This window comes from Allobaculum sp. JKK-2023 (assembly GCF_034745455.1).
In the GTDB taxonomy this organism is placed as follows: Bacteria; Bacillota_I; Bacilli_A; order Erysipelotrichales; family Erysipelotrichaceae; genus Allobaculum.
On the sequence record NZ_JAYERV010000003.1, the window covers coordinates 357,851 to 380,061 of the forward strand.

Here is a 22,211-nt window from a genome sequence, read left to right on the forward strand (position 1 = left end):
ATCCAGTCACTCGTTTTGGAAGTCGAACAGCCCTGAGCCAGGCCCTTTCAACTCAATGGCTGGACAGCTTGCCGATAAAGTCCCGGACTCGCTGGTTTTTGGAGTGAAAAAGTTCATCCGGCGTTCCCTGATCGACAATATTGCCGCCTTCCACAAACAGAATACGGTCAGCCACCTCGCGGGCAAATCCCAGCTCGTGCGTGACAATGATCATTGTGATATGTTCTCTGGCCAGTTCTTTGAGCAGCTTGAGCACTTCAGCGGTCAGTTCCGGGTCGAGCGCGGATGTTGGCTCATCCAGAAACAGAATGCCAGGCTTTAAAGCAAGGGCTCTGGCAATGGAAACCCGCTGCTGCTGTCCGCCGGAAAGCTCACAGGGGTAGGCGTCGTATTTTTCGCTTAAGCCGAACTGATCGAGCAGTTTTTTGGCCGTGGCTTCAATTTCCTGCAAGGTTCCCACTTTGTTGATCAAAGCGGGATTGACCACATTTTTGAGGACGGTATAGTGCGGAAACAGGTTGAAGTTCTGGAAAACCAGACCAAAATACTTGTGCATCTTTTTCAGTTCATTTTTTTCAATATACTGACTCTTTCCGCCTTTGCCATCAGCAGCCATGCAGACTGGATGGCCGGAATAACTCATCGATCCGCCATCCATCGTCTCCAGCAGAGTTGCACAGCGCAAAAGCGTTGATTTTCCCGATCCGGAAGGTCCGATGATGGCAATCACTTCGCCTTTGTTGACCATCAGCGATATATCTTTGAGAACCTGGTTGTCACCAAAGGCTTTTGACATATGTTCGATTTCTAACAATGTTTCTTGGCTCATATCCCGGTCCCTCTAAATCTTGTAGTAGCGATAATGCTTTTCAATCTGTTCCATCGCCCAGGAAACAACCAGATTGAACAGGTAGTAGTACAGACCAGCAATCATCAGCGGAATGATCGTACTCGATGCTGCTGAGATCTGTTTGGCCACCGTAAACATCTCAGCCAGCGCAATCGCAAAGGCCAGGGATGTATCTTTGACCAGGGTAATGATCTCGTTGGTCACTGCCGGCAGGACCCGTTTGATCACCTGGGGCAGAATGATGTGCCAGAACGTCTGCCATTTGGAATAGCCAAGAACCTGCGCCGCTTCATACTGGCCTTTGGGAATCGATTCGATCCCGCCGCGGTAAATTTCCGCAAAATACGCCGCATAGTTGAGTGAAAACGCAATGATGACCGCGATAAACCGGTAGTCGTCGGAAATCCGCATCCGGAAGACATACCACGGTCCGAAATAGACCACGATCAGCTGCAGCATCAATGGCGTTCCGCGCATGATGGAAATGTAAATTTTGGTCAGGGCAGAAACGATTTTATTGCTCGACATTCTGCCAAACGCGACCACCATGCCAAGCGGCAAAGCGAAAATCAGCGTCAGTGCAAAAATCTCAAACGAGACAAACAGTCCCTGCCCCAACTGAATCAAAGTTGTCTGTAAATTCATATTTAACCTTTTTGCCGGTCAATTATTTATTTTTATATTCTTCGATGCAAAGGAAGTCGCCAAGATTGTATTTATCGGCCAGCTCGGTTACTTTTCCTTCATCATACAGAGTGTAGATATCTTCCTGAACTTTATCCTTCAGTTCGGTATTGCCTTTCAAAAAGCCAATGCCATACTTTTCTGAAGCGAGCAGATCATCCAGTTTCACGAAGGCATCACCGCGGTTTTTGAGCTGATAGTCGGCCACACCAACATCCAGGGCCAGAGCATCAATCCCACCTGCTTCCAGATCCATAAAGGCAGTATTGTAGTCGCCATACTGAGTCAGCTTGGCAAAGCTGTTGGTCAGATCGGCATTTTCATCCGATTCCAGGGCAGCCAGAGCCGAAGAATCTTTCTGAACGCCGACAATCTTGCCCGCAAGATCAGCCGGCGTGCTGATGCCAGAATCAGCCGGAACGACCCATACCTGAGAGTTATCGATGTATGGATCACTGAAGGTGTAAGCATCTTCGCGGCCATCCATCGTGAACCCGTTCCAGATGCAGTCAATCGAGCCGCTGGACAGTTCCATGTCTTTGCTGTCCCAGTCAATTGGCTGTTTGACCAGTTCCCAGCCCTCTAAATCGGCAACCGCCTGCGCCATTTCCAGATCAAAGCCCGTGTACTCACCGTTTTCATCCATATATCCATAGGGTGGGAATTCCGCATCAAATCCAACGGTAAATGTCTTTTTGTCAGCCAGATTTGAAGCAGCTGCACTTGTTGTCGAGCCGGCTTTGGAGTCGCTGGCTGCCTGACTGGTTCCAGAACTGGAAGAGCACCCGCTGAGCAATACGGCGGATACAAGAAATGCACAGGATAAAGCTGAATACTTCATAAAATCCTCCTCTTTTGGATGCAGGTTTTCAGGTTTTCTTTCTGAAAACACTCTGTAAATCTTGGTAAGATTCCTGCAACAGGTTTCATTCTACCATCGCAAAAGATTGAGCGGCAATGCTGTTCACTATCTATGCCCTCGTGTATATGAATTCCAGTCATTTTCCGGATCAAAACCCAAAGATTCATCCGCAATGCTGGCCTTTTTTTGCAAATCCATTTTCGGTTTCGTCCTTTGAATCCCGCTCTATTGGCTTGTGATCAGGGACAACACATCCTTGCACAGACGATTCAAGACCGGCTTATTTTCATTGTCTGTTTGAAATGCGCTCTCCTGTTCGGATTGGATTTTTTCCCGCTTCAAATTCTTTTCAACCCTTCAATAAATGAGTAGGATTTGTCCTCGGAAGGATAAAATGTACTCATCCCTGTCTGCGAACAGTGTTCGGCATTAGCCGGCGGTCGAAGGGTTAAATTGAATGGTGATCCAAAGCCTTGTCTTTTGGACTCCACTCTGAATCTTCAATCTTATCTAAGTCCCGCTTTACGCACCGCACTTTCCGGGGAAAGTACAGCTTGTAATTTTAAGGGGCATACCCCAATCTCGCAGAATTGGTCCCCCTCAAAGCCCGTCCGGCGCGGTACAGGCCTGAGTTTTAAGAAACCCGAAGATTTCACAAAACAGCTCCGGCCGGGCTTGATGAAAGCTCGGACAGTCATTATGGCTGTCTATTCATTTGTTTACTTGGTTAGTTAGTTAGGGAGTTATGGTGTTACTTGACTGGTTACTTGTTTTACTTCTTGTTTTGTTTCTTGTTTTGTTTCTTGTTTTGTTTCTTGCTGATTCTTTAACTGCTCGATTCTCTCTTCATAAAGCTTCTTAATGCTCTCTCGGGGAGTCCATTTGGTGATTTCCGGATGATTCTCATAAATCCATACAAGATTGGACGCCGCATTGATATCGGCGTTCATTTCTTTGTGCACAGGACAAAACGCCTTTTCATGAGCTGATTTGTCGCGGGTAACCTTTGCTCCGCAGATGTGGCAGTACTGGGAACTGTAGGCCTGGTTGACATACGAGACTCCGATCTCCTTCAGGCCGGCTTTATATTCGATTCTCTCCTGCAGGACACCATACATCCATTCCGAAAGCAGGCGGTTCATTCGCTTATACTTGCTGGTTGCCCCTCGGATATCCAGATCTTCCATTACAATATGGCCGATATTCTGGTCTGTCTTCAGGACCAAAGCAATTTCTTCGTTGATCAGGCATTCCAGATGGGCCTGGATCTTTCTGGACTGGCGGGCAAAGGACTTTCTACCACGGGTATTGTTCTTTCTGATCCTTTCTGCCTTGCGCAAAAGCGAGTATGTTCGTTCTTCGCAGGCTTTCTTTTCCTGAGGGGAAAGATCTGGCTTTTTAGAGGCAAACTTCTCCTGGTCAGCCTGCTTTAAAAGATTTTTTCTTCGATCCCGCATCCGGTTTCTCTGAACTCCTCGCGCACTCAGAAAATCAGAAGCAGGATAAAAGCATTCTTTGTAAGTTCTTTGGTCTAAAGTTTCAGCCGCCTTGCTCTTGTTTTTGCGCAACGCCTGTTTTTTATCTTCAGTTTTCTTCTTTTTAAGTTCAGCAGACAAAATATTATTGGAAGTGCTGAGCAAAGAAGTAATTCCAGCATCTACGCCAACGTTCTTCTCTGACTTGGAAGGATGGTTTCTTACTTCGACAAGTCTCTGGAAGACCAGACGGTTTTTTTCACGGTCATAGAGCACAGTAAGGTTGCCTCTGGTCTTTTCTTTTTTGGATGTATAGAAAATCCCCCGGAGTTTGACTTCAAATGGCTCCTGGTTTCCTAACCCCATCAGCTGAATGATTGTTGTATTCTCTTCATGACGGATTGTATAACCGTTTTTGTCAATTCTCATCCAGCTGCCTTTGTTGGTATGAACTGGTTTATGGTACTGTCGATACCTTCTTGCCGCATGAGTGAGAAGCCGGTGGATTCTGACAGGATCGCATTTTTTCAGGCGGCCAGCGATATCTTTATTGGAAATCTCCAGAGGCTCAAACCGATGATTTCGAATGATTGGTTTAAACAGCGAAGGCGTCTTGACCACATAAAATACAACTGAGGCTTCCTGGGCATTCATCTTGTACTTCGTATAGAGTTCATCCTTGATACGGCGGATGATCTCTTCCTCCATGGATTTACGGTTTGTGATGATAGACTGCATAGCACATGTCCAGAGCCATGAAGGAAGCATTCCCTTTGGAAAAGAAATACCCGTCAATTTAGCTACGTGATTGGTCGTATCTTTAAGAAGCTGTCGTTTTTCAGCGCGGATTTGGTCCCGGCACTTTTTCCAGGACTTTCCCATCAACTCAATGGAACAGCCAAAAGGAGCAAGAAGGTTATAGGTTTCTCTCCAGGCGAGAAATAAGTTATCTGCCTGTCTGCTCTGGTTTTTGTCCAGTCGGACGGACACCATCTGAATTGTTTTTTTCGATCGACTCACCTTCGTTGTCCTCCTTCGGCAGTTTCCTGGTTTCTTCAATTATTTCCTTATTCTTGTTGCTACGTGAACCATATAAGATATAAGCGGCCAGAAAAAACAGTAATGATGGCAATCAGGTCGTCTGTGAGTTCCTGGGCGCTGTTTCGTTCTTCTCCCTGATTGATGATTACAATTTCTGTCTCCATCTTTTTGGCAAGATATTCAACCAGTTCAAAGCCGAAACGCAGCAGGCGGTCTTTGTGGGTAATGACAATGTGGCTGACTTTTCTGTTTATAAGCAGATCTATCAGTTTAAGCAGACCTGGCTTTTTGTAATTCATTCCAGATCCAATATCCTCAATAATCTGGTATTGCCAGCCCTGCTTCTGCATATAGATCTCAACAACATCTGCCTGCCTTTCCAGGTCCGCCATTCTTTTCTTTGTAGAAACACGGCAATAACCAATGGCGGTTCTTTGCGACTTTTCTGGAGTCTTCCCAAGATAGACATCCAGCTCTTCAGAATCAAACATATAATGGCCGCCAATAGAAAGATGATAAGGCAGGTTATCAGTTTTGATCATTCTGTACAAAGTATGTCTGGTAACTCCAAAATACTGGCAGACCTACGCGCTTTCTATTTCTATATTTATTGTACATCAGACGCAAAAAATGCGCAATAAAAAGACCGAAAACGCATTTATTTTATTTATCCAGATGGGCCTGACAAATGTCCCTTTCATGGTCAGGTTGACTAAAAACGTTCGCAATTAATGATCATAACAAACTCTAAAATGTTGATTTCAGGCGTAAACGTTCATATATAACAGACAAAAATTTCTTTTAGCGCTTTTGTCGGTCGCATCTTATCCATTATTGAATCTCAAAAGCATCTTTCAGAGGGCTTTCATCCCCATGGCAAGCCATGGCGTATTCGCCTAGCTTGATAACAAAGGACATGTTGGTGACGATGGACATGCAAAGAATAGTGGACAGGTGAAAAATGGAGGATGAGCCGATAACGGAATTTCAATCATTTAGCCCTTATTATTTTAAAATTGCCTTATTTATCCAACTGTTAAATCCCGTTTTCAACAAGAAATCCAACGACCAAAAGTATACGACTTGGACGGCCAGATTTCCCGTCAGGCACTTCCAGTTTGTACTTCCATCATGAACATTGGCCTTTGAACTCCAGTTCTGTTCAGGAATCATTGCAGATCATGAACCTGCCTGTCAGCAGTGGTTGTGTGCGTTTGAATTTCAAAGCAAAATAGCAGCCGATGTTATATGGTTATTTTTTACCATTTTGGTTAAAACCATATCATCCTGATAAAAATCAGAGAATTTGGAAAACTTTAATTGAATTTTTATGTTTCTGTTTTCGAAGAAAGGTATTGTTAAATGAGAAAGGAGCGGCTATGGAAAAAACACCCATGATTGAAGTGCGGCATGTGACCAAAGAATATCCCGTCACGGATGAAAAAGTTGTCGCCCTCGACGATATCAATCTCACCATCAACAAAGGAGAGATCTGCTGCATATTTGGTCCCTCCGGTTCCGGAAAAAGCACCCTGCTCAACCAGCTGGCCGGTCTTGAAAAGCCAACTCGCGGTGGAATCCGGATGAACGGCACCGTCATCAGTTCTCTCAATGAAGCGCAGCTTGCCAGCTTCCGGCAGAAAAACCTGGGATTCATCTTTCAGGCCTATAACCTGCTCCCTTCCATGACTGCTTTAGAAAATACCGCCATGCCGCTGATGTTTCAGGGCATCAACAAGAAAACCCGCAAGAAAGCAGCAGCCTACATGCTCAAGCAAGTCGGCCTGGCCAATCGAATGGATCATTATCCAAACCAGATGTCTGGCGGCCAGCAGCAGCGAGTTGGCATTGCAAGAGCCTTTGTGAGCAAACCAGCCATTATTCTGGCGGATGAGCCAACCGGAAATCTGGACTCCAAGTCCTCAAAAGAAGTCATGGATATGATTCAGGACTTTGCGCATCGCTACCATCAGACCATTGTCCTGGTTTCTCACTCCCCAGATGCAGCTCAATATGCCGACCATATCGTTCATCTCTTTGACGGGCGAATTGTCAAAGAAGAATTCAGGACCCCCAAACCGTCAGAAAATTCTTCGACTGCGTCAGGTTTATCTTCGGAACAAAAATCAGTTCTGGACTCTAAGTCCAGTCAAAACCAGGTGAAAAGACACAATTGTGATTTGCAGGACTCTGTACGTGAAGAAGATCAGACCTCTAAAACACCTCCCGCAAATCCCAACTCAGCGCAAACAAATCCAGCAGATTCAAAGGCTGAACTGGTTTGAGCTGGACATCCTCTTTTACAAAACCACCTGCATTGAAGATCCAGATCTCATCCAGAACAATCTGGAATTTCAAAGCCATACATTTTCACGAATTACAAGGAAAAACAATCAACAGACACGCCAGGCGCAATGCCAAAGGCGTGCAAGAAAGCTGAAGACCATGAAACGACATCCCCAATTGTTGATTGCAGGGGCACTGTTTGGCAGTTTACTCATCGACAGCGCTCTTCCCTGCACCTGGCAGCCCGTCTATGCCTACGACACCGAGACGACTGCCCATCTTAATCTTCTCTGGCTTTACATCTATGAACCGGATGGCGACTTCTCAAACTCCTGGAGACGGGAAGAGTCCAAGACGGTTAAATTCTGCTTCCAGAGCAGTGACAAGGCCACCTCTGAAGCAGTCCGCAAAAAAGAAATTGCAGTCAACCAGCCGATTACCTCCATCGACTTTGACCTGCTCAGCTGTGATTTTTCTACCGACCAAGAACCGGTCGTCACCCTGCTTTCCAGCCAAAACCAGTATCTGACCTTCGAAGTCACCTTACAAGATGTGTATTGGACGGGTCCAGGTAACAATTTCTACTGGTACATCAGCTACCCGGACAAACAGCTCAATGGCACCATGGGCACCTTCCCCGTTCAGATTCTGGAAGAAGCTGCCCTTGCTGCCCCTGATGCTTCCAAGGATTCCGATTCAAATCCGATCTATTTGGCGGATACCCAAGGATCAGATACCACCACCGCCAACCTGGATTTTAATGACACCCAGACTACGATCCCCCAACAGACCCCGCAGGTTGTCAATGAAACAACCGAGCGTCAGGGCGAAGAAATGACGCCAATCAGCTCCCCGGCTCCAAACCTGATCATCAGGCAGTATTCGTATGGAGCAGATTCTGTTACGGCTGGAACGACCTTTGATTTGAACATTGAATTCTACAATACCTCACGCAAAATTCCGGTTGAAAACATCGTCATGTCCGTTGAAACGGGAGAAGGCTTATCCATCGCCAATTCTTCCAACACCTATTACTTTGAAAAGCTGAACGCCCAGAACGCTCTTTCCCAGACGATCAAACTCAAAGCCCTTGGCTCAGACCAGACGGCTTCCCCGACCATCACTGTCACTTTCTCCTATGAGTATGTGGATCTGGATGTGCGCCAGAGCCGGACCAGCAGTGAAAAAATCGCGATTCCGGTTTACCAGCAGGATCGCATGGAAATTACCGAACCCACCCTGCCAGAAGAAATCCGGGCAGGCGAAGAGATGATTTTCAGCTTCCCGTATGTCAACAAAGGCAAAAGCACCCTCTATAACGTCAGCGCAACTGTTGAGGGTGATATTCCGGCTTTGCAGAAAGTGCAGAATCTGGGCAATTTCGAACCCGGAAAATCCGGAAACATCGATATCATCCTTGAACCGGATCAGCCCGGTGAATTCCCGGTGAAGGTGACCCTGACTTACGAAAATGCATCCGGTGAAGAAATCCATAAAGACTTCGAATATACAGTCAATGTTTCGCAGATGGACATCCCCGTCGATCCGATCATGCCCGAACCTGAAATGCCGATCGAAGAACCGCAGTCTCATTCTGGCATGGGCTGGATGATTGGCGGTGGAATTGTGGCTGTAGCAGCGGTTGGCGGAATCCTTTTCTGGCGCAAAAAGAAAAAGAAAACAGCCCAACATCAACAGGATGATACGGACTGGTTTCCTGATGACCCACAGCCAGAAGAACCTTCACAACCAGCCCAGCCAAAGCCGGAGCCAGTAAAAAGAGATTCAAAACCAGATTCCACAAAGGAGTCCCAATGAGTTTTAAAGATATCCTCCAGACCGCTTTTCAGAATCTGAAACGCCATAAAAGCCGGACCATTCTGACTTCCCTTGGCGTAGCCATCGGCTGTGTTTCAATTCTGATTCTGGTCTCGATCGGCATCGGGATGGAGGAGAACACCAAAAAGATGATGGCCGGCATGGGTTCGCTCAACCATATTTCCGTCTACTCCTATGGCTATTCGCCAAATGGAACACCCGCCTCAGCGCTGAATGATGAAACAGTCGCCATGATTGAACAGATCGATCATGTCAAAGCGGTCACCCCGGTTGGCAGCCTGGATAACTACTCCGTCGCAGCAAGTGCCAAGGATGGTATCTATGTCACGGATTGGACCTCTATTCTGGGACTCAACGAAAGCTACCTGAAAAACAGCGGAATCAAAGTTCTGGAAGGAACCGCCGATCTGCCGGCGTCCACCAGCAACCGGATTCCGGTCCTGCTCGGGGAGCGGATGGCCTATTCTTTTCGGGATACCCGTCGTCCAGAAGGAAAGAACCGGGTTGATTACTATGGCGATTCGATGAACATGTATTATGGCGTGAATGGCGCTGTCATGATTGATGAAAACGGCAGTGAAATCAGCTCTTACGAACCGCCAGATCCGTATTTTGATCCCCTGACAACGGAAATCACGCTGGAAGTTTCCAATTATGACTCTTCCGGCAATGAAACCAAAGTCCGCTTCCAGCTGGTGCCGATGGGCATTGTCAAAGAAGACTATGAACTTGGCTACCAGACGGGTGAAGGGATTGTGATGCGCAACGAAGATCTTAAGACCATTACCAATCAGATTAACCGCGAAGCGGGCAAGCCAGCGCAGAAAACAGCCTATACCAACATCAAAGTCGATGTAGACTCTGTCGAAAATGTCGAGGCGGTCCAGGATGCGATCAAAGAAACGATCAACGATGAAAGCGTCGAGGCCTACAGCCAGATGGACTCGGTCAAATCAGTCGAGGAAATGTATCGCAATACGCAGCTGGTTCTTGCGGGACTGGGTTCCATTTCCCTTCTGATTGCGGCGATCGGCATTACCAACACGATGGTCATGTCTCTGACCGAGCGCAAACGTGAAATCGGCATCATGAAATCACTGGGCTGCAAAACTGGGGATATTCAGCTGATCTTTCTTTGTGAAGCCGGATCGATTGGCTTGATCGGGGGCATCGCAGGGGTTTTGATTTCCATCCTGATCAGCATGGGCATCAACTACTTTGTCTGGGACAAGATGGGAAACTTCTGGGACTTTCTGGTCTGGATGTATACCCCGGGCAATGCGACTTCAGTTTTGTCCTGGTGGCTGATTGTCTTTGGCCTGGTATTCTCGATTGGAATCGGTCTGTTAGCCGGCTTTCTGCCTGCAAGAAAGAGCGTCAAAGTCTCGGCATTGGAAGCCATGCGCTATCAGTAAGGCGAACAGCCGCAAAGCGAAAAACCAGCCCCAAAAAATCAAACGATCAAAATCAAACGATCAAAATCAAACGATCAAAATCAAACGATCAAAACGAAAAAACGAGAAATTCTGTCAGGAGCAGCACAACTTTATTTGCTCCTGGCAGATTTCTCGTTTTCTTTTCAGTCTTCGCGGTAATTGAAACAATACCCTGTCCCTGACCATTGAACCTGACATCAGATCTTTATTCTTATTCAAATGCCCGATACAGCCCTCATCCAGGATTTCCTCGTCTTACTTGACCGAATATTTCTATTTCATGTCCTGTCGGCGTAAGGTCCTGGCTGCGCTTGATTTTGGATTCTGGTCCATTACCAAAATTTCGATGGATTGAAAATTCAAACACTCAAATCATGGCAGCCAACAGGGGCTTTTGACCAGGTCTTTACAGTTACAGTCAAAAGCAGATGGTCAATCCCCCTGATCGGCCAGTCATCCGCCATCGCTGGCTGGTCAGAGGAACATGAAGATGTGCTGCAAACGGATCTGAAACGCATGGTGGTGAACAGTCCCTTTGTCTGACTGTCGTTTCCAATCCGATGTCCTTTCGTCAGATTTGTTTCGATCTGTTGTCAGATGCTTTTCAGGAAGACACTTTTTGTCCGTCTGGTTCAGATTCTTGAATCCAGATTCTTTTATTCCGATTCTTTTTGTGAATCCTTCTGAGAATCTTTGTCCCCTGCCTTTAAAGCATGACCCTGTTTTACCTCTTTGAGGTGCTGGGCGCGTGCTTCTCGAAACTGCTTGCGCGTGACATAGCTTTTGAACGAGTTGTAGCAGTTGAAAGGATTGTCTTCAAGATCCGCATACTTATTCTGGAAGTAGCGGAAGCTGGAAGCCATTGTAATGCCATAGGTCACCAGCTGGTCGCGGATTTCTTCTTCATACGGATCAAACTGTGATTTCTTGGGCTTACGCTCACGTTGTTCTGGATTTGGATCAGCCCAGATCTTTGCGACTGTCTGTCTGGTCATTCCATATTCTTCGGCTAACGCGGAGAAGTTGGGTTTGATGGGAGGTGTACTGTTCTTCATCACGAGGATCACAGCCCTGACCTGATCCATCTTTTCTTTTGTTGCTCGATACATTGAAAGTCTCCTTGCGGTTGACAGCTTCTTTCTTCCAGGTGGACAGTAAGCGGGTTTGACCACGATGAAACGAAAAGAAACCGTCTGTTCATTCGAACCATTACAGTTATTATCTATGATTTGATGAACAATGTATCATTAATTTACCAATTTCCAAAAGATTGTGTCAATTTATGGGTTGTTCGGTTATTTTTCATCGATGAAAGCGAAAAAAAGCCACAGCAATTTCTTGCTGTGGCAATTTTTCACTTCAAATTTTTATGAATCAGAAATCCGAAATTCTTATCGATTAAAGTCCTTCTTTTTCGATTGCTTTCAGACGGTCGCGGCGTTTCTTAGCATCTGCTGCTGCTTTTTCAAACATAGCATCAGATTCTTCTTTGCCTTTCAGTTTAACCAGCTGAGCATAACGTGCTTCTTTGAGCATGAAGTCTTTCATCTTCGAGTAATCTGGTTCTTTCTTGTTATCGATTGTTAATGGCTGTTCCTTGTTATCTGGGTTGTAGCGATACAGATCTACATAACCGCATTCAACGGCTTCTCTCTGTACCTGCTGATGGTTGCCCAGACCGCCTTTAATACCGTGTTCAGCACATGGTGCGTAGGCGATGATCAGGGATGGTCCATCGTAAGCTTCAGCTTCGCGGAATGCTTTCAGAGTCTGGTTCTTATCAGCACCCATGCAGACAGAAGCTACATAAACGTGGCCATAAGTCATAGCAATCTGACCGAGGTCTTTCTTGGCAGTTGTCTTACCACCAGCAGCGAACTTCGCGATGGAAGATCTCTGGGAAGATTTGGAAGACTGTCCACCAGTGTTGGAGTAAACTTCAGTATCCAGAACGAGAACGTTAACGTTTACGTTGTTGGCCAGTACATGGTCAAGTCCGCCGTAACCGATATCGTAAGCCCATCCGTCACCACCAACGATCCAGTTGGATTTGTCAACGAGGTCGTAGCCAGCAAGAGTCTTCACGTCTTCATCGTAATCAGCTTCTGCAACGAGACGTTTGATTTCTGGTTCGAGTTCTCTCTGTTTGTCGCGGTCGTTGCCAGCGGCAATGTAAGCTTCCATTTTTTCCTTCAGTTCTGGAGCAACTTTATCAAGGTTGTCTTCCATGATCTTCAGGATCTTGGATTTGTTCAGGTTGTTGGCAAGAGCCATACCGTAGCCGTATTCAGCGTTGTCTTCGAACAGGGAGTTTGCCCATGCAGTTCCGTTTCCGTCTTTGTCTTTAACGAATGGAGTCGATGGGTTAGCACCGCAGTAGATGGAAGAGCATCCAGTTGCGTTGGCAATCTGCATGTCTTTACCGAACAGCTGAGAAGCTAAGCGGTAGTATGGAGTTTCACCGCATCCTGGGCAGGAGCCTGGAACTTCGAAGTAAGGCATCTGGAGCTGAGATCCCTTGATTGTGGATTTCGGGAACAGATCAGATTTGTATTCAGTTTCTTTGAACAGGTAATCAGCAAGCGGATCAAGGTAGAGCTGAGAGTTAACGTCAACCATCTTGAGGGCTTTCTGGCCTTTTTTACCTGGGCATTCAGATACGCACAGTCCGCATCCAACACAGTTGGTTGGGGAAACCTGTACACGCCATCTGAGGTCGGAATCCTTTTTGCCCATTAATGGCAGAGTTGCGAATTCCATTGGAGCTTTTTCAACTTCTTCTGGAGTTAAAGCAAAGGTACGGATTGTTGCATGTGGGCAGACGAAGGAGCAGAATCCGCACTGGATGCAGTTTTCTGGATCCCATTCTGGTACATGGACAGCAATGGTACGTTTTTCGTTGAAGGCTGCATTGTTCTGCATTGTTCCGTCAAGGACACCATGTTTAGTGAATGCAGAAACAGGCATGTTGTAACCTTCAAGTCCGTTGATGCGTGCTGCATATTCATCCCAGTAAGCATTGCCAGTAGGTTTACGCAGTTCGCTGACTGGCAGGTTGGACCAGTCTTTGTCAACTTCAACTTCTACCAGACCATCTTTACCCATATCGATCGCTTTGTAGTTGAGCTGAACGATATCGTCACCCTTCTTGCCGTAGGATTTCTTTGCAGCTTTCTTCATCAGATCTACTGCTTCATCATATGGCAGAATCTGTGGGTTCAGAGCGAAGAATGCGGACTGAAGGATTGTGTTGGTACGACGACCCATGCCGATCTGATCAGCGATCTTGTTTGCGTCGATGATGTAGAACTTAGCATCTTTGTCAGCCAGTTCTTTTTTCAGACGGTTAGGCATGTGTTTAACGATTTCATCTTTGTCAAAGGAGGTATTCAGTAAGAAAGTTCCGCCTTTTTTCAGGTTGTTAGCCAGATCGTATTTGAACATGTAGCTGTCCAGAGATACGGAGATGAAGTCAGCGTTGTTGATATAGTAAGTTTTGTGGATTGGTTCGGAACCGAAACGTAAGTGGGAACGAGTTACACCACCGGCTTTTTTGGAGTCGTAAGCGTAGTAGCCCTGTGCATACATGTCAGTGTTGTCACCGATGATCTTGATGGAAGATTTGTTAGCGGAAACAGTACCATCAGATCCAAGACCCCAGAACAGACATTCTGTTGTTTTGCCATCATCGATTACGAAGGAATCGTCAGCTGGTAAGGAAGTGTTGGTCACATCATCTTCGATACCGATTGTGAACTGATTCTTGAGTTCGTCGCCTTTGAGGTGATCAAATACAGCTTTGATGTGTTTTGGAGCAGTGTCATGGCTTCCTAAACCATAACGGCCGCCGATGATCTGCAGGTCTTTGTCGCGAAGAGCTGCAACAACATCGAGGTACAGAGGTTCGCCTAAAGCGCCGCCTTCTTTGGAACGGTCAAGAACTGCAATTTTCTTAACTGTTTCTGGCAGAACGTCAAGCAGGTATTTTGTGGAGAAAGGACGGAACAGATGAACTTTGATCATTCCGACTTTTTCGCCGTTCTTGTTGAGTTCATCAATAGTTTCTTTCGCTGTTTCAGTTACAGAACCCATTGCGATAATGATGTTTTCTGCATCAGGAGCACCATAGTAAGTGAATGGTTTGTATTCACGGCCTGTGATCTCGCTGATTTTTGCCATGTAGTCATTTACGATTTCAGGTACAGCTTCGTAGTGTTTGTTACGAGCTTCAACACCCTGGAAGAAGATGTCGTCGTTTTCGTTGGCACCACGGGTAACTGGGTTTGTATGTGGCTGCATTGCGTTTTTCTTGAATTCAGCCAGTGCTTCGTAGTCGATCAGATCTTTGTATTTTTCTGTATCGAAAACTTCGATCTTGTCTACTTCGTGGGAAGTTCTGAATCCATCAAAGAAGTGCAGGAATGGTACATGTGCTTTGATCGCTGCAAGGTGAGCGACACCAGCAAGGTCCATAACTTCCTGTACGGAGTGGGATGCGAGCATTGGGATACCAGTCTGACGGACAGCATAAACGTCGGAGTGGTCACCGAAGATGTTCAGAGAACGGCTGGCAAGAGATCTTGCAGCAACATGCAGTACAACTGGAAGGTTTTCACCAACCCATTTGTAGATGTTTGGGATCATCAGCAGCAGACCCTGGGATGCTGTAAAGGTTGTTGGCAGGACACCAGCCTGTGCAGCACCATGGACAGCACCAGAAGCACCAGCTTCAGACTGCAGTTCAGCGATCTTCACGATTTCGCCGAAAGCATTCTTGCGGCCCTGAGTTGCCCAGGTATCCATGACTTCAGCCATCGGGGAAGATGGAGTGATTGGGTAAATACAGCTCATATCTGTTAACGCATAGGCATTATGAGCAGCAGCAGTATTACCATCCATGGACTGGAAAGTTTTTGTTGCGTTTTCTACCATGTAGAATAGTTCCTCCTTTGAATTTTGAACCTACATTCGGATTCATTATATTCGGATTACATAGGGTTTGAAAGAGATTTATTGCCCGTGGAAGCGTTTGCACGGTTAGTTTCAAATAACTTGAATGCCATTTTTACCAAACGCACCCCTTCTGACCGAATGAGTTTGAAACCACTTAACATCCCGGGCAATCCACAAAAAAGTTCCAAATCTAACCATTTTTAATCTGCTCTTTTGAACAGATGATTTTTCTGGACTCTGAATGTCACGAAGTTTCCGAAGCAGAATCAATTTCACGCGACACCATTATCCTCCTGATCGGATAATTTCCAAAGTCAAAGTAAATTAATCAGGCAATTTTCTTTTCCTTTGCGTCCTTTCTGCTTAGAATTTCCCATTCTTTTCTTGTTGAAAATACAATTCTCTCTTATGCGCAGACGTTGTGAAGTTTCATAAAGAATTCAGTCAGCCTGAATTTGAATCTTCTCTCTTTTTGCGTTTTCTTTTTCGTTGCAGTTTGTTTACACGCGCTTTTCCATCTCTTTCAGAAGTCGAAAATTTATACAGTTTTTCTTTACCTCTGCGCTCCACTCTCATTCTGTCTGTCTACTCTCTGCCTGCCTCTTCCTCTTTCTTTTCTCTTTCCACTGCCTTTTCTCTTTCCACTGCCTTCTTCTGACTGTCTTGAGCCCCTTGCAGCCATCTTCTCAATCGCTTTCTTCTTTTGCGCCTTCCTTCTTCCCTCCCTGTCTTCCTTCTTCTTTCAGTGCTGTCATCGACTCTTTCTGTCTCGAGAGAACACCTGGTCTGCATGAGCAAACATGGCCCATGAGAAGATCAATCCAAAATCACATCCAAAGAAGGTCTGCCCAGAAAATCAAAACCATCCGGATCATGCGAAAAATCTGAGGTCCATTCGGGGAATCAGGCCCAATTCTTCCAATTTTTCCGACTGACTTTATTAAATCCCATCGGACAGATAGAATTTGAAAGGTTGAAAGAGAGTTTGCGTCGATTTCTCTTTCGTTTCCATTTCCCGCTCCGGATTCTTCGGCTCTTTGATCAGCCCCGTCTAGTTCTTGCCAAACGCACCAAACCACCCCATCCGGCGTGAAATCGAACCATAAAGCCTTTTAGTTTTGAACTGAAATTCTTACTCCAATTTCGTTGAATATCCCTTACAGTCATCCATTGAAACCATATCCAAAGGAGATCTCATTATGGCTAAACCCAACCCGAACACCGAAAAACAGCGCGAACTCCTGTATGAAAAACTACAGGACATCCGCGCCAAAAAATCTGATGAAGAATCCAAACAGGCTTTGAATGAAGCTGTTGAACTCTTATTAACGACCTCGCTGATTTTGCCAGTGGCTTCCAATCCAGAAATCCAGGCCGGCAATCCCGAACTTCCTGAAGGCGAAGACAAAAAGGTTCCAAAGCTTTCTCCCTTTACTGTGACCAACCAGAAAGGCTTCCAGCTCTTCCCTTTTTTTACCAGCGTTGATCTGATGCAGAAGTTCTTTGACTTCCCTGTTCAGACTTTCCTGAATGTAGACCTGAATGAATATCTGCCTTTACTGAAAAATGCCAAAGGCGTTTCCGGCATGGTGATTAACCCCTCTGACCAGGGCAGTTATCCATTCCCGACATCATTTTTAGATGCTCTCTATCAAAGAAGCATTACCCCACAGGCTGAACAGACAAAGACTGAAGCTGCTCCAAAAGCAAAACCAGAAGCAACACCGAAAACGGCCAAATCCAAAACTGAAGAAGGCTTTGATCATCCAGAAAAACTCCAGCAAGTTTTGGCTGACTTTCGCAAGATTCAGGACCAGGATTCCTATCTCAAAGCCGCTGCTGCTTTGATGAATTCTGCTGTTTTTGTTCCCGTCTACCCGCCTGAAGAAAACCAGAAACCAGCCCCCGACCAGAAGCAGCAGCTCAAACCTATGCTTGTTTCCGGCAAAGGCAAAGACGAGAAACTTTTCGTCTTCTTTACTGACTACAAGCAGCTGACTGATTTCACCAAAAATGCACCGGTCATGCCGCTGAAAATGAAATTCCAGGATCTGATTCCAATGCTCGAAAGCACAATGAAAACCCTGCGTGGTTTCGTCATCGACCCGCTCGGTGTCAACCTGGTCTTTGAAACCCGCTTTATCCAGCAGTTCAAAGAAGCCTATGGCAATCACAGCGGTCTGCAGATGAAAGAGTCCGGTGATCTGCTTGAAAACCTGCGTGAACCAAAAGAACACAACCAGGAATTAGAAGCAGCCCTGATTACCGGCGGCTTCCATATTTCAGAAATCCGGACTATGTATCTCAAAGAGCATATGGATTCCAAAACCGGAAATACTGGCTGGTTTGTTCTGGTTGAAAGTGACAAACACGATCCAGAACTGTTCAGCCAGCTGGCAAAAACGCTTGGTAAAACCGCCGGAAACCGTGAAGTCGGCTTCATGTTCGTCAATCGCCAGCAAGCCCAGCACTACGCCAAAGACAGCGTGCCTATCTACTCCCGTATGTAATCTCCAAATCAATCAACACGAAATCGAAAGGCGAAAACCTTTTCGATTTCGTGTTTTTTGTTTGCCTGGACATAACGCGATTCGCTTGTCTCGAAGACTTTCTCAGAAAAATCATGGAATGACAGTTCTTTGATTGCGCAGGTCTATTTTTGGCTGGCCATAACCTGGGCGGCTCGATAAAAAGCAGGTTCCATTTTTTTGATCTGCTGCTCGGTCAAACCATTCGTATACGCGATTCTCTTCCAGTTTGCGGCAACGGTCCGACATGTTTCCTGAATGCTCCTGCTGGCCCACTCTTGGTCAAGATCAGCATATCGAGCAAATTCAAGCAGGTTTTCGATCGTATAGTCCGGATTGTTTGGAGTGATGCAAAGCGAACTCTCATGACCTTCCAGACTTGGATTGACATCATACATTGGCGAAAGCGTCCAGCCCTGTTTCTCGAGAAGAAAGCCATGGTTACGAAGATGGTCATCTGTATTGTTGACCGCAAACGAAAAGACTATCCGCCAAAACAGCTCCTGAATGTCTTCTCTGGGTCTGGATCCATGACTACGCAGAAAGGCAACCAGATCCAGATAGCCAGCCTCGTCATCCTGATTCTCCCATTGCCCCAGCAAGCCCATCGCACTGACAAAATGGATTCTTCTCTGTCCTTTGCGATCGAATCGCTTCGTTAAAAAGATACTTTGATTTGGGAAAAGTGAAGAGAGGCAAAGTTCCGTTTCAGGAACCCGAATCTGGCAAAGCACAGCCAAATCAATCATTGTTTTTTCCCATGCGCCCATATTGGTTTTATCCTGAGTGGATGGAAACTTTGCGATCCAAAGGAATCCATCTTCATCTTTCACATTAACTTTGGATCTGGCCCCGCCCAGCGAACACCCCAGCCAGATCAATTCTGAAAGCCCAGGATCATGCTCTTGCATTTGGAAGAATCGAACCATGCTCTCCAGCCTGGGAAGATCTGCAACAGATGGCATTTTGCAGCACTGCTCATCTGGACCCAGAAATGACTTTCCATCATCTTCCGAAAACCGAAAGGCTCCCATCCGCGTAAAATCAGCGACTCCAAGAAGAAAATCGCTTTCCAGAAGTCTTGGCACCAGACCGTTTTCCTTTTCAGCTTTCAGCTCTTCTCTTCGTTTGAGCAATGCCCTCCCCCAGTGATCTGGAACAGAATCCAGAAAAACATCCACCGCATGAAAAGAATCCAAAGACTGTTTTCCAGAAAACCATTCAAGCTGCGGATTGAGGCAAAAACTCCAGGGATGCTTAAGCAAGTCCTGGGAATATTCAAAGAAATACTTTTCATGACCATGGCTGGATTCAATCGCCAGGCTGCCAACCAGAATAGGTTTGCAGAGATTTGCGTCGAAATAAACCTGGACAATTCGCTTCCTGACTTTTTTCTTCATCACTTTCGGCTGGCCCGCTTTCTTTGATCCAGTTTGGCATCCTGCAAAAAATGGCCAAGTTCATCTTCTTGAGCCACTTTCAAAAGATCTTTATCCAGCCCGTTGAGGGCATGCAGGACAGCTGCATAGGCACCCATAGAGACAGACGGACTTCCCTTCTCGATTGCCCAGATTGTGGTTCGGCTCACACCAGAACGTTGGGCGATAAGTTCCACTGAAAAATTCCTCCGCAGCCTGGCCAGACGAATCTGGTCGCCCATTGTCTGCAAAATCTTCAATTGCTTTGGCAAAAGTTTAACAGCTTTTTGTGGCATATGAATTCTCCTAACATTTAAATATATAAACATAATAGAGGTTTTCGTTTATATATTCAAACATTATCCACCAACGAATGAATTGAGATTTCTTTAGTCTGCTAACAAAAAAAAACGCAAAATCGAAGATCAGGTGTGGGATCTTACGCAAATGTAGTTTTTAACACGAGTAATCCTAGCGAATGAATAAGCTTGCATCATTCATATTGTTGATTAAATAATCAATACCTAATTCGAGATGAGTTGGCCTATCGCATCTTGGGTTATTGGGCTTAGCGGCAATTGCTATCGTCGATAATAATGATGATAGCTAAACACAATATTTGCGTAAGAGCCCAGGTGTGTCTGGTCATATTCGATTTTGCGTTTTAACTTTGTCTTCCTTTTTGATTCCAGCCTGTCAAATCCTCTTCTGGCTGGTTATTGCTGTTGCGCGATGAAAGTTCTTTTTGGCTTTATTTCTTGATGACAGGGGGCACCAGTTCAATGGACTGCTTGCCCGTGATATGGTCAATTTCCATTTCCAGCATCTCCAGCGCTTTCCACGTTCCATCAATTTCTGCCGTCAGCCTTTCTTCGGGCATTCCTTTGCCATATTTTCGGCCTAATTTTTCAATGGCGGAACGCTTTTGTTTTTCGTCTTCAATCCTTTGGACCTGTCCAAAAACAATGACGCTTCGATACAAGGTAGTAAACTTTTCAGGGACGATCTGGTCCTGATCGATCACACAGAATGATGCTTTCGGATCCCTGCGGATTGCATCCAGTTTGTGTCCTGACTTGGCACAATGGAAATACAGTTTTCCATCTGCATAAATATAGCTGATCGGTACCGCATAAGGATAGCCTCCATCGCCGGATAAAGCCAGAACACCAGCAGTCTGGCGATTGAGAATTTCTTCTGTTTCTTCTAAGGAAAGCTCTTGTCTTCCTCGTCTCATCTTTCTAAATTCCATAGAGTCCTCCTGATATTTACCAAAGTCCATTGATTTGAACCAACAGTATCCTGCCTTTTCAATATTAATTCCCGAATACTGCATTGGATTTTTTCATGCTCATTTTTGGATTTGTATCTGGCAGTTTCCAGTAAAGCCTGATATTGAACTCTATTTCCGATCATCTTGTTTCTGCTTGTTTTCGTTGTGCTGGTCATGAATAAAAAAACCTGCCTTGGATCAAGACAGGTTTTTATTCAGAGTGAAATTGTGATCAAGAACTGGAAAGACTATTCTTTGCCGAGCAGTTTGAACATGTTCTTCTTATAAACTTCGACACCAGGCTGGTTGAATGGGTTGGATCCATTGAGCAGTGTGGTCATTGCAATGGCTTTGAAGAAGAATGCACACATGTTACCGAAATCGTAAGCAGTCATTCCAGGCATTGTTAAGACGATGTTTGGAACTCCGCCAGTGTTTTCGTGAGCATCAAGAGTACCCTGGGCAGCCATTTTGTTCACCCAATCGATGGATTTGCCAGCCAGGTAGTTCATGTTATCCAGATTTTCTTTATCTGATGGGAACGGGAAATCTACAGGTGGCTGATCCACATACAGGTTGGTTTCGAACAGAACTTTCTTGCCATCCTGGATAAACTGGCCTAAGGAGTGCAGATCTGTTGAGAAGACAGCGGAATCTGGCAGGATGCCCAGACCATCTTTACCTTCGGATTCGCCGAACAACTGTTTCCACCATTCAGCAACTTTCTGCATCTGTGGTTCGTATTCAACGAACATTTCTACATCGTAGCCCTGGTTTTGCAGGATGCGGCGGGCAACTGCATACTGATAAGATGGGTTTTCATCAATATTGGCGCTGCCATATTCTTTCATGCCATCGCCGAGACCTTTGAGTACGTCTTCAATGGAGATGCCGGCAACTGCGATTGGAAGCAGACCAACTGGAGTGATACCGGAGAAACGTCCACCGATGTCATCAGGGATAACGAATGTTTCGTAGCCTTCTTTGTCAGCTAAGGCTTTTAATGTACCTCTTGCACGGTCGGTTGTAGCAATGATACGATCCTTGGCTTCATCACCATATTTGTCTTCCATGAACTGTTTGAGGATACGGAAGGCAATGGCTGTTTCAGTAGTGGTTCCGGATTTCGAGATGACATTGACTGTCACGCGTTTATCCTTAATGTATTCCATCACCTGGTTGATGTATGTTGAAGAGAATGTGTTACCAGTGTAGATGACTTCTACTTTCTGGTTCATTGGATAAAGACCGTTAACCATTTCGATGCAGGCACGAGGACCTAAGTAGCTTCCACCAATACCGCATACAACAAGTACATCACTGTTGTCCTGGATTTTTTTAGCGGTTGTCAGAATACGGGCAAATTCTTCTTTGTCGTAATCCTGTGCCCAGGTCATCCAGCCGGTGAAGTCGCTGCCAGCACAAGTTTTATTGACGAGTGCAGCGTCGAGTTCAGCTACTTTGTCTTTCCACACGCTTGGAGACTCATTGAGTTTTGCATGGGATAAATCAAGTTTGATCAAAATTTTTTCCTCCTAAATCTTTGGTTAGGGCTATTATACCATT

14 protein-coding genes and 1 pseudogene are annotated in these 22,211 nt (G+C 45.7%); 4 read left to right on the plus strand and 11 right to left on the minus strand.

Going from position 1 to position 22,211, the window contains the following annotated elements:
* Window positions 1-52 precede the first annotated feature (52 nt).
* The 5 genes and pseudogenes from U4956_RS01505 to U4956_RS01525 form a co-directional block, all read right to left on the minus strand.
* Entirely contained in the window at window positions 53-829 is a 777-nt protein-coding gene (locus tag U4956_RS01505) for an amino acid ABC transporter ATP-binding protein (protein ID WP_323088486.1), read from the minus strand.
* Window positions 830-841: 12 nt separating this feature from the next.
* A complete protein-coding gene (locus U4956_RS01510) occupies window positions 842-1,495 on the minus strand; it encodes an amino acid ABC transporter permease (RefSeq protein WP_323088487.1) in 654 nt (217 codons plus the stop codon).
* A gap of 22 nt (window positions 1,496-1,517) precedes the next feature.
* Window positions 1,518-2,375, minus strand: coding sequence for an amino acid ABC transporter substrate-binding protein (locus tag U4956_RS01515; protein ID WP_323088488.1), 858 nt, complete (start codon window positions 2,373-2,375; stop codon window positions 1,518-1,520).
* A 764-nt stretch (window positions 2,376-3,139) separates the two neighbouring features.
* Window positions 3,140-4,891, minus strand: coding sequence for a zinc ribbon domain-containing protein (locus tag U4956_RS01520; protein WP_323088489.1), 1,752 nt, complete (start codon window positions 4,889-4,891; stop codon window positions 3,140-3,142).
* 22 nt (window positions 4,892-4,913) lie between these two features.
* Window positions 4,914-5,463: pseudogene (locus U4956_RS01525) on the minus strand (IS607 family transposase); the annotation flags it as partial.
* Window positions 5,464-6,291: 828 nt separating this feature from the next.
* On the opposite strand from U4956_RS01525, the gene U4956_RS01530 reads away from it, so the two are divergent.
* The 3 genes from U4956_RS01530 to U4956_RS01540 all read left to right on the plus strand — a co-directional run bounded on the left by U4956_RS01530 (window position 6,292) and on the right by U4956_RS01540 (window position 10,452).
* Window positions 6,292-7,197, plus strand: a complete 906-nt coding sequence (locus U4956_RS01530; RefSeq protein ID WP_323088491.1) for an ABC transporter ATP-binding protein — start codon at window positions 6,292-6,294, stop codon at window positions 7,195-7,197.
* Window positions 7,198-7,357: 160 nt separating this feature from the next.
* Entirely contained in the window at window positions 7,358-9,016 is a 1,659-nt protein-coding gene (locus U4956_RS01535; RefSeq protein WP_323088492.1) for a hypothetical protein, read from the plus strand.
* Window positions 9,013-10,452 (plus strand): ABC transporter permease, encoded by a 1,440-nt coding sequence (locus U4956_RS01540; RefSeq protein ID WP_323088494.1) that lies wholly within the window; start codon window positions 9,013-9,015, stop codon window positions 10,450-10,452. The genes U4956_RS01535 and U4956_RS01540 overlap by 4 nt, the downstream gene beginning before the upstream one ends.
* Before the next feature lie 677 nt (window positions 10,453-11,129).
* Here the strand turns inward: U4956_RS01540 and U4956_RS01545 are convergent.
* Window positions 11,130-11,582, minus strand: coding sequence for a hypothetical protein (locus tag U4956_RS01545; protein WP_323088495.1), 453 nt, complete (start codon window positions 11,580-11,582; stop codon window positions 11,130-11,132).
* 289 nt (window positions 11,583-11,871) lie between these two features.
* Window positions 11,872-15,405, minus strand: a complete 3,534-nt coding sequence (gene nifJ / locus U4956_RS01550; RefSeq protein WP_323088496.1) for a pyruvate:ferredoxin (flavodoxin) oxidoreductase — start codon at window positions 15,403-15,405, stop codon at window positions 11,872-11,874.
* Window positions 15,406-16,625: 1,220 nt separating this feature from the next.
* Between nifJ and U4956_RS01555 the strand changes: the two genes are divergently transcribed.
* On the plus strand, window positions 16,626-17,936 hold the full coding sequence (locus U4956_RS01555; RefSeq protein ID WP_323088497.1) for an enhanced serine sensitivity protein SseB C-terminal domain-containing protein: 1,311 nt from the start codon (window positions 16,626-16,628) through the stop codon (window positions 17,934-17,936).
* A gap of 143 nt (window positions 17,937-18,079) precedes the next feature.
* On the opposite strand, the gene U4956_RS01560 is transcribed toward U4956_RS01555, so the two are convergent.
* The 4 genes from U4956_RS01560 to U4956_RS01575 form a co-directional block, all read right to left on the minus strand.
* Window positions 18,080-19,354 (minus strand): HipA domain-containing protein, encoded by a 1,275-nt coding sequence (locus U4956_RS01560; protein WP_323088498.1) that lies wholly within the window; start codon window positions 19,352-19,354, stop codon window positions 18,080-18,082.
* Window positions 19,354-19,701 carry a helix-turn-helix transcriptional regulator gene (locus tag U4956_RS01565; protein ID WP_323088500.1) on the minus strand — a complete coding sequence of 116 codons (348 nt, stop codon included), beginning with the start codon at window positions 19,699-19,701 and terminating at the stop codon, window positions 19,354-19,356. Before U4956_RS01565 ends, U4956_RS01560 begins: the two co-directional genes overlap by 1 nt.
* Window positions 19,702-20,123: 422 nt before the next feature.
* The gene (locus U4956_RS01570; protein WP_323088502.1) at window positions 20,124-20,624 is read right to left on the minus strand and encodes a pyridoxamine 5'-phosphate oxidase family protein; all 501 of its coding nucleotides are present in this window, start codon (window positions 20,622-20,624) and stop codon (window positions 20,124-20,126) included.
* Between the two features lie 269 nt (window positions 20,625-20,893).
* On the minus strand, window positions 20,894-22,168 hold the full coding sequence (locus U4956_RS01575; RefSeq protein ID WP_323088504.1) for a glucose-6-phosphate isomerase: 1,275 nt from the start codon (window positions 22,166-22,168) through the stop codon (window positions 20,894-20,896).
* Between the last annotated feature and the right edge of the window lie 43 nt (window positions 22,169-22,211).

Bases quoted from the DNA above. Each gene is read 5' to 3' on its own strand.
- U4956_RS01505 (WP_323088486.1), bottom strand. From the start codon at position 829: ATGAGCCAAGAAACATTGTTAGAAATCGAACATATGTCAAAAGCCTTT.
- U4956_RS01510 (WP_323088487.1), bottom strand. From the start codon at position 1,495: ATGAATTTACAGACAACTTTGATTCAGTTGGGGCAGGGACTGTTTGTC.
- U4956_RS01515 (WP_323088488.1), bottom strand. From the start codon at position 2,375: ATGAAGTATTCAGCTTTATCCTGTGCATTTCTTGTATCCGCCGTATTG.
- U4956_RS01530 (WP_323088491.1), top strand. From the start codon at position 6,292: ATGGAAAAAACACCCATGATTGAAGTGCGGCATGTGACCAAAGAATAT.
- U4956_RS01535 (WP_323088492.1), top strand. From the start codon at position 7,358: ATGAAACGACATCCCCAATTGTTGATTGCAGGGGCACTGTTTGGCAGT.
- U4956_RS01540 (WP_323088494.1), top strand. From the start codon at position 9,013: ATGAGTTTTAAAGATATCCTCCAGACCGCTTTTCAGAATCTGAAACGC.
- U4956_RS01545 (WP_323088495.1), bottom strand. From the start codon at position 11,582: ATGTATCGAGCAACAAAAGAAAAGATGGATCAGGTCAGGGCTGTGATC.
- nifJ (WP_323088496.1), bottom strand. From the start codon at position 15,405: ATGGTAGAAAACGCAACAAAAACTTTCCAGTCCATGGATGGTAATACT.
- U4956_RS01555 (WP_323088497.1), top strand. From the start codon at position 16,626: ATGGCTAAACCCAACCCGAACACCGAAAAACAGCGCGAACTCCTGTAT.
- U4956_RS01560 (WP_323088498.1), bottom strand. From the start codon at position 19,354: ATGAAGAAAAAAGTCAGGAAGCGAATTGTCCAGGTTTATTTCGACGCA.
- U4956_RS01565 (WP_323088500.1), bottom strand. From the start codon at position 19,701: ATGTTTATATATTTAAATGTTAGGAGAATTCATATGCCACAAAAAGCT.
- U4956_RS01570 (WP_323088502.1), bottom strand. From the start codon at position 20,624: ATGGAATTTAGAAAGATGAGACGAGGAAGACAAGAGCTTTCCTTAGAA.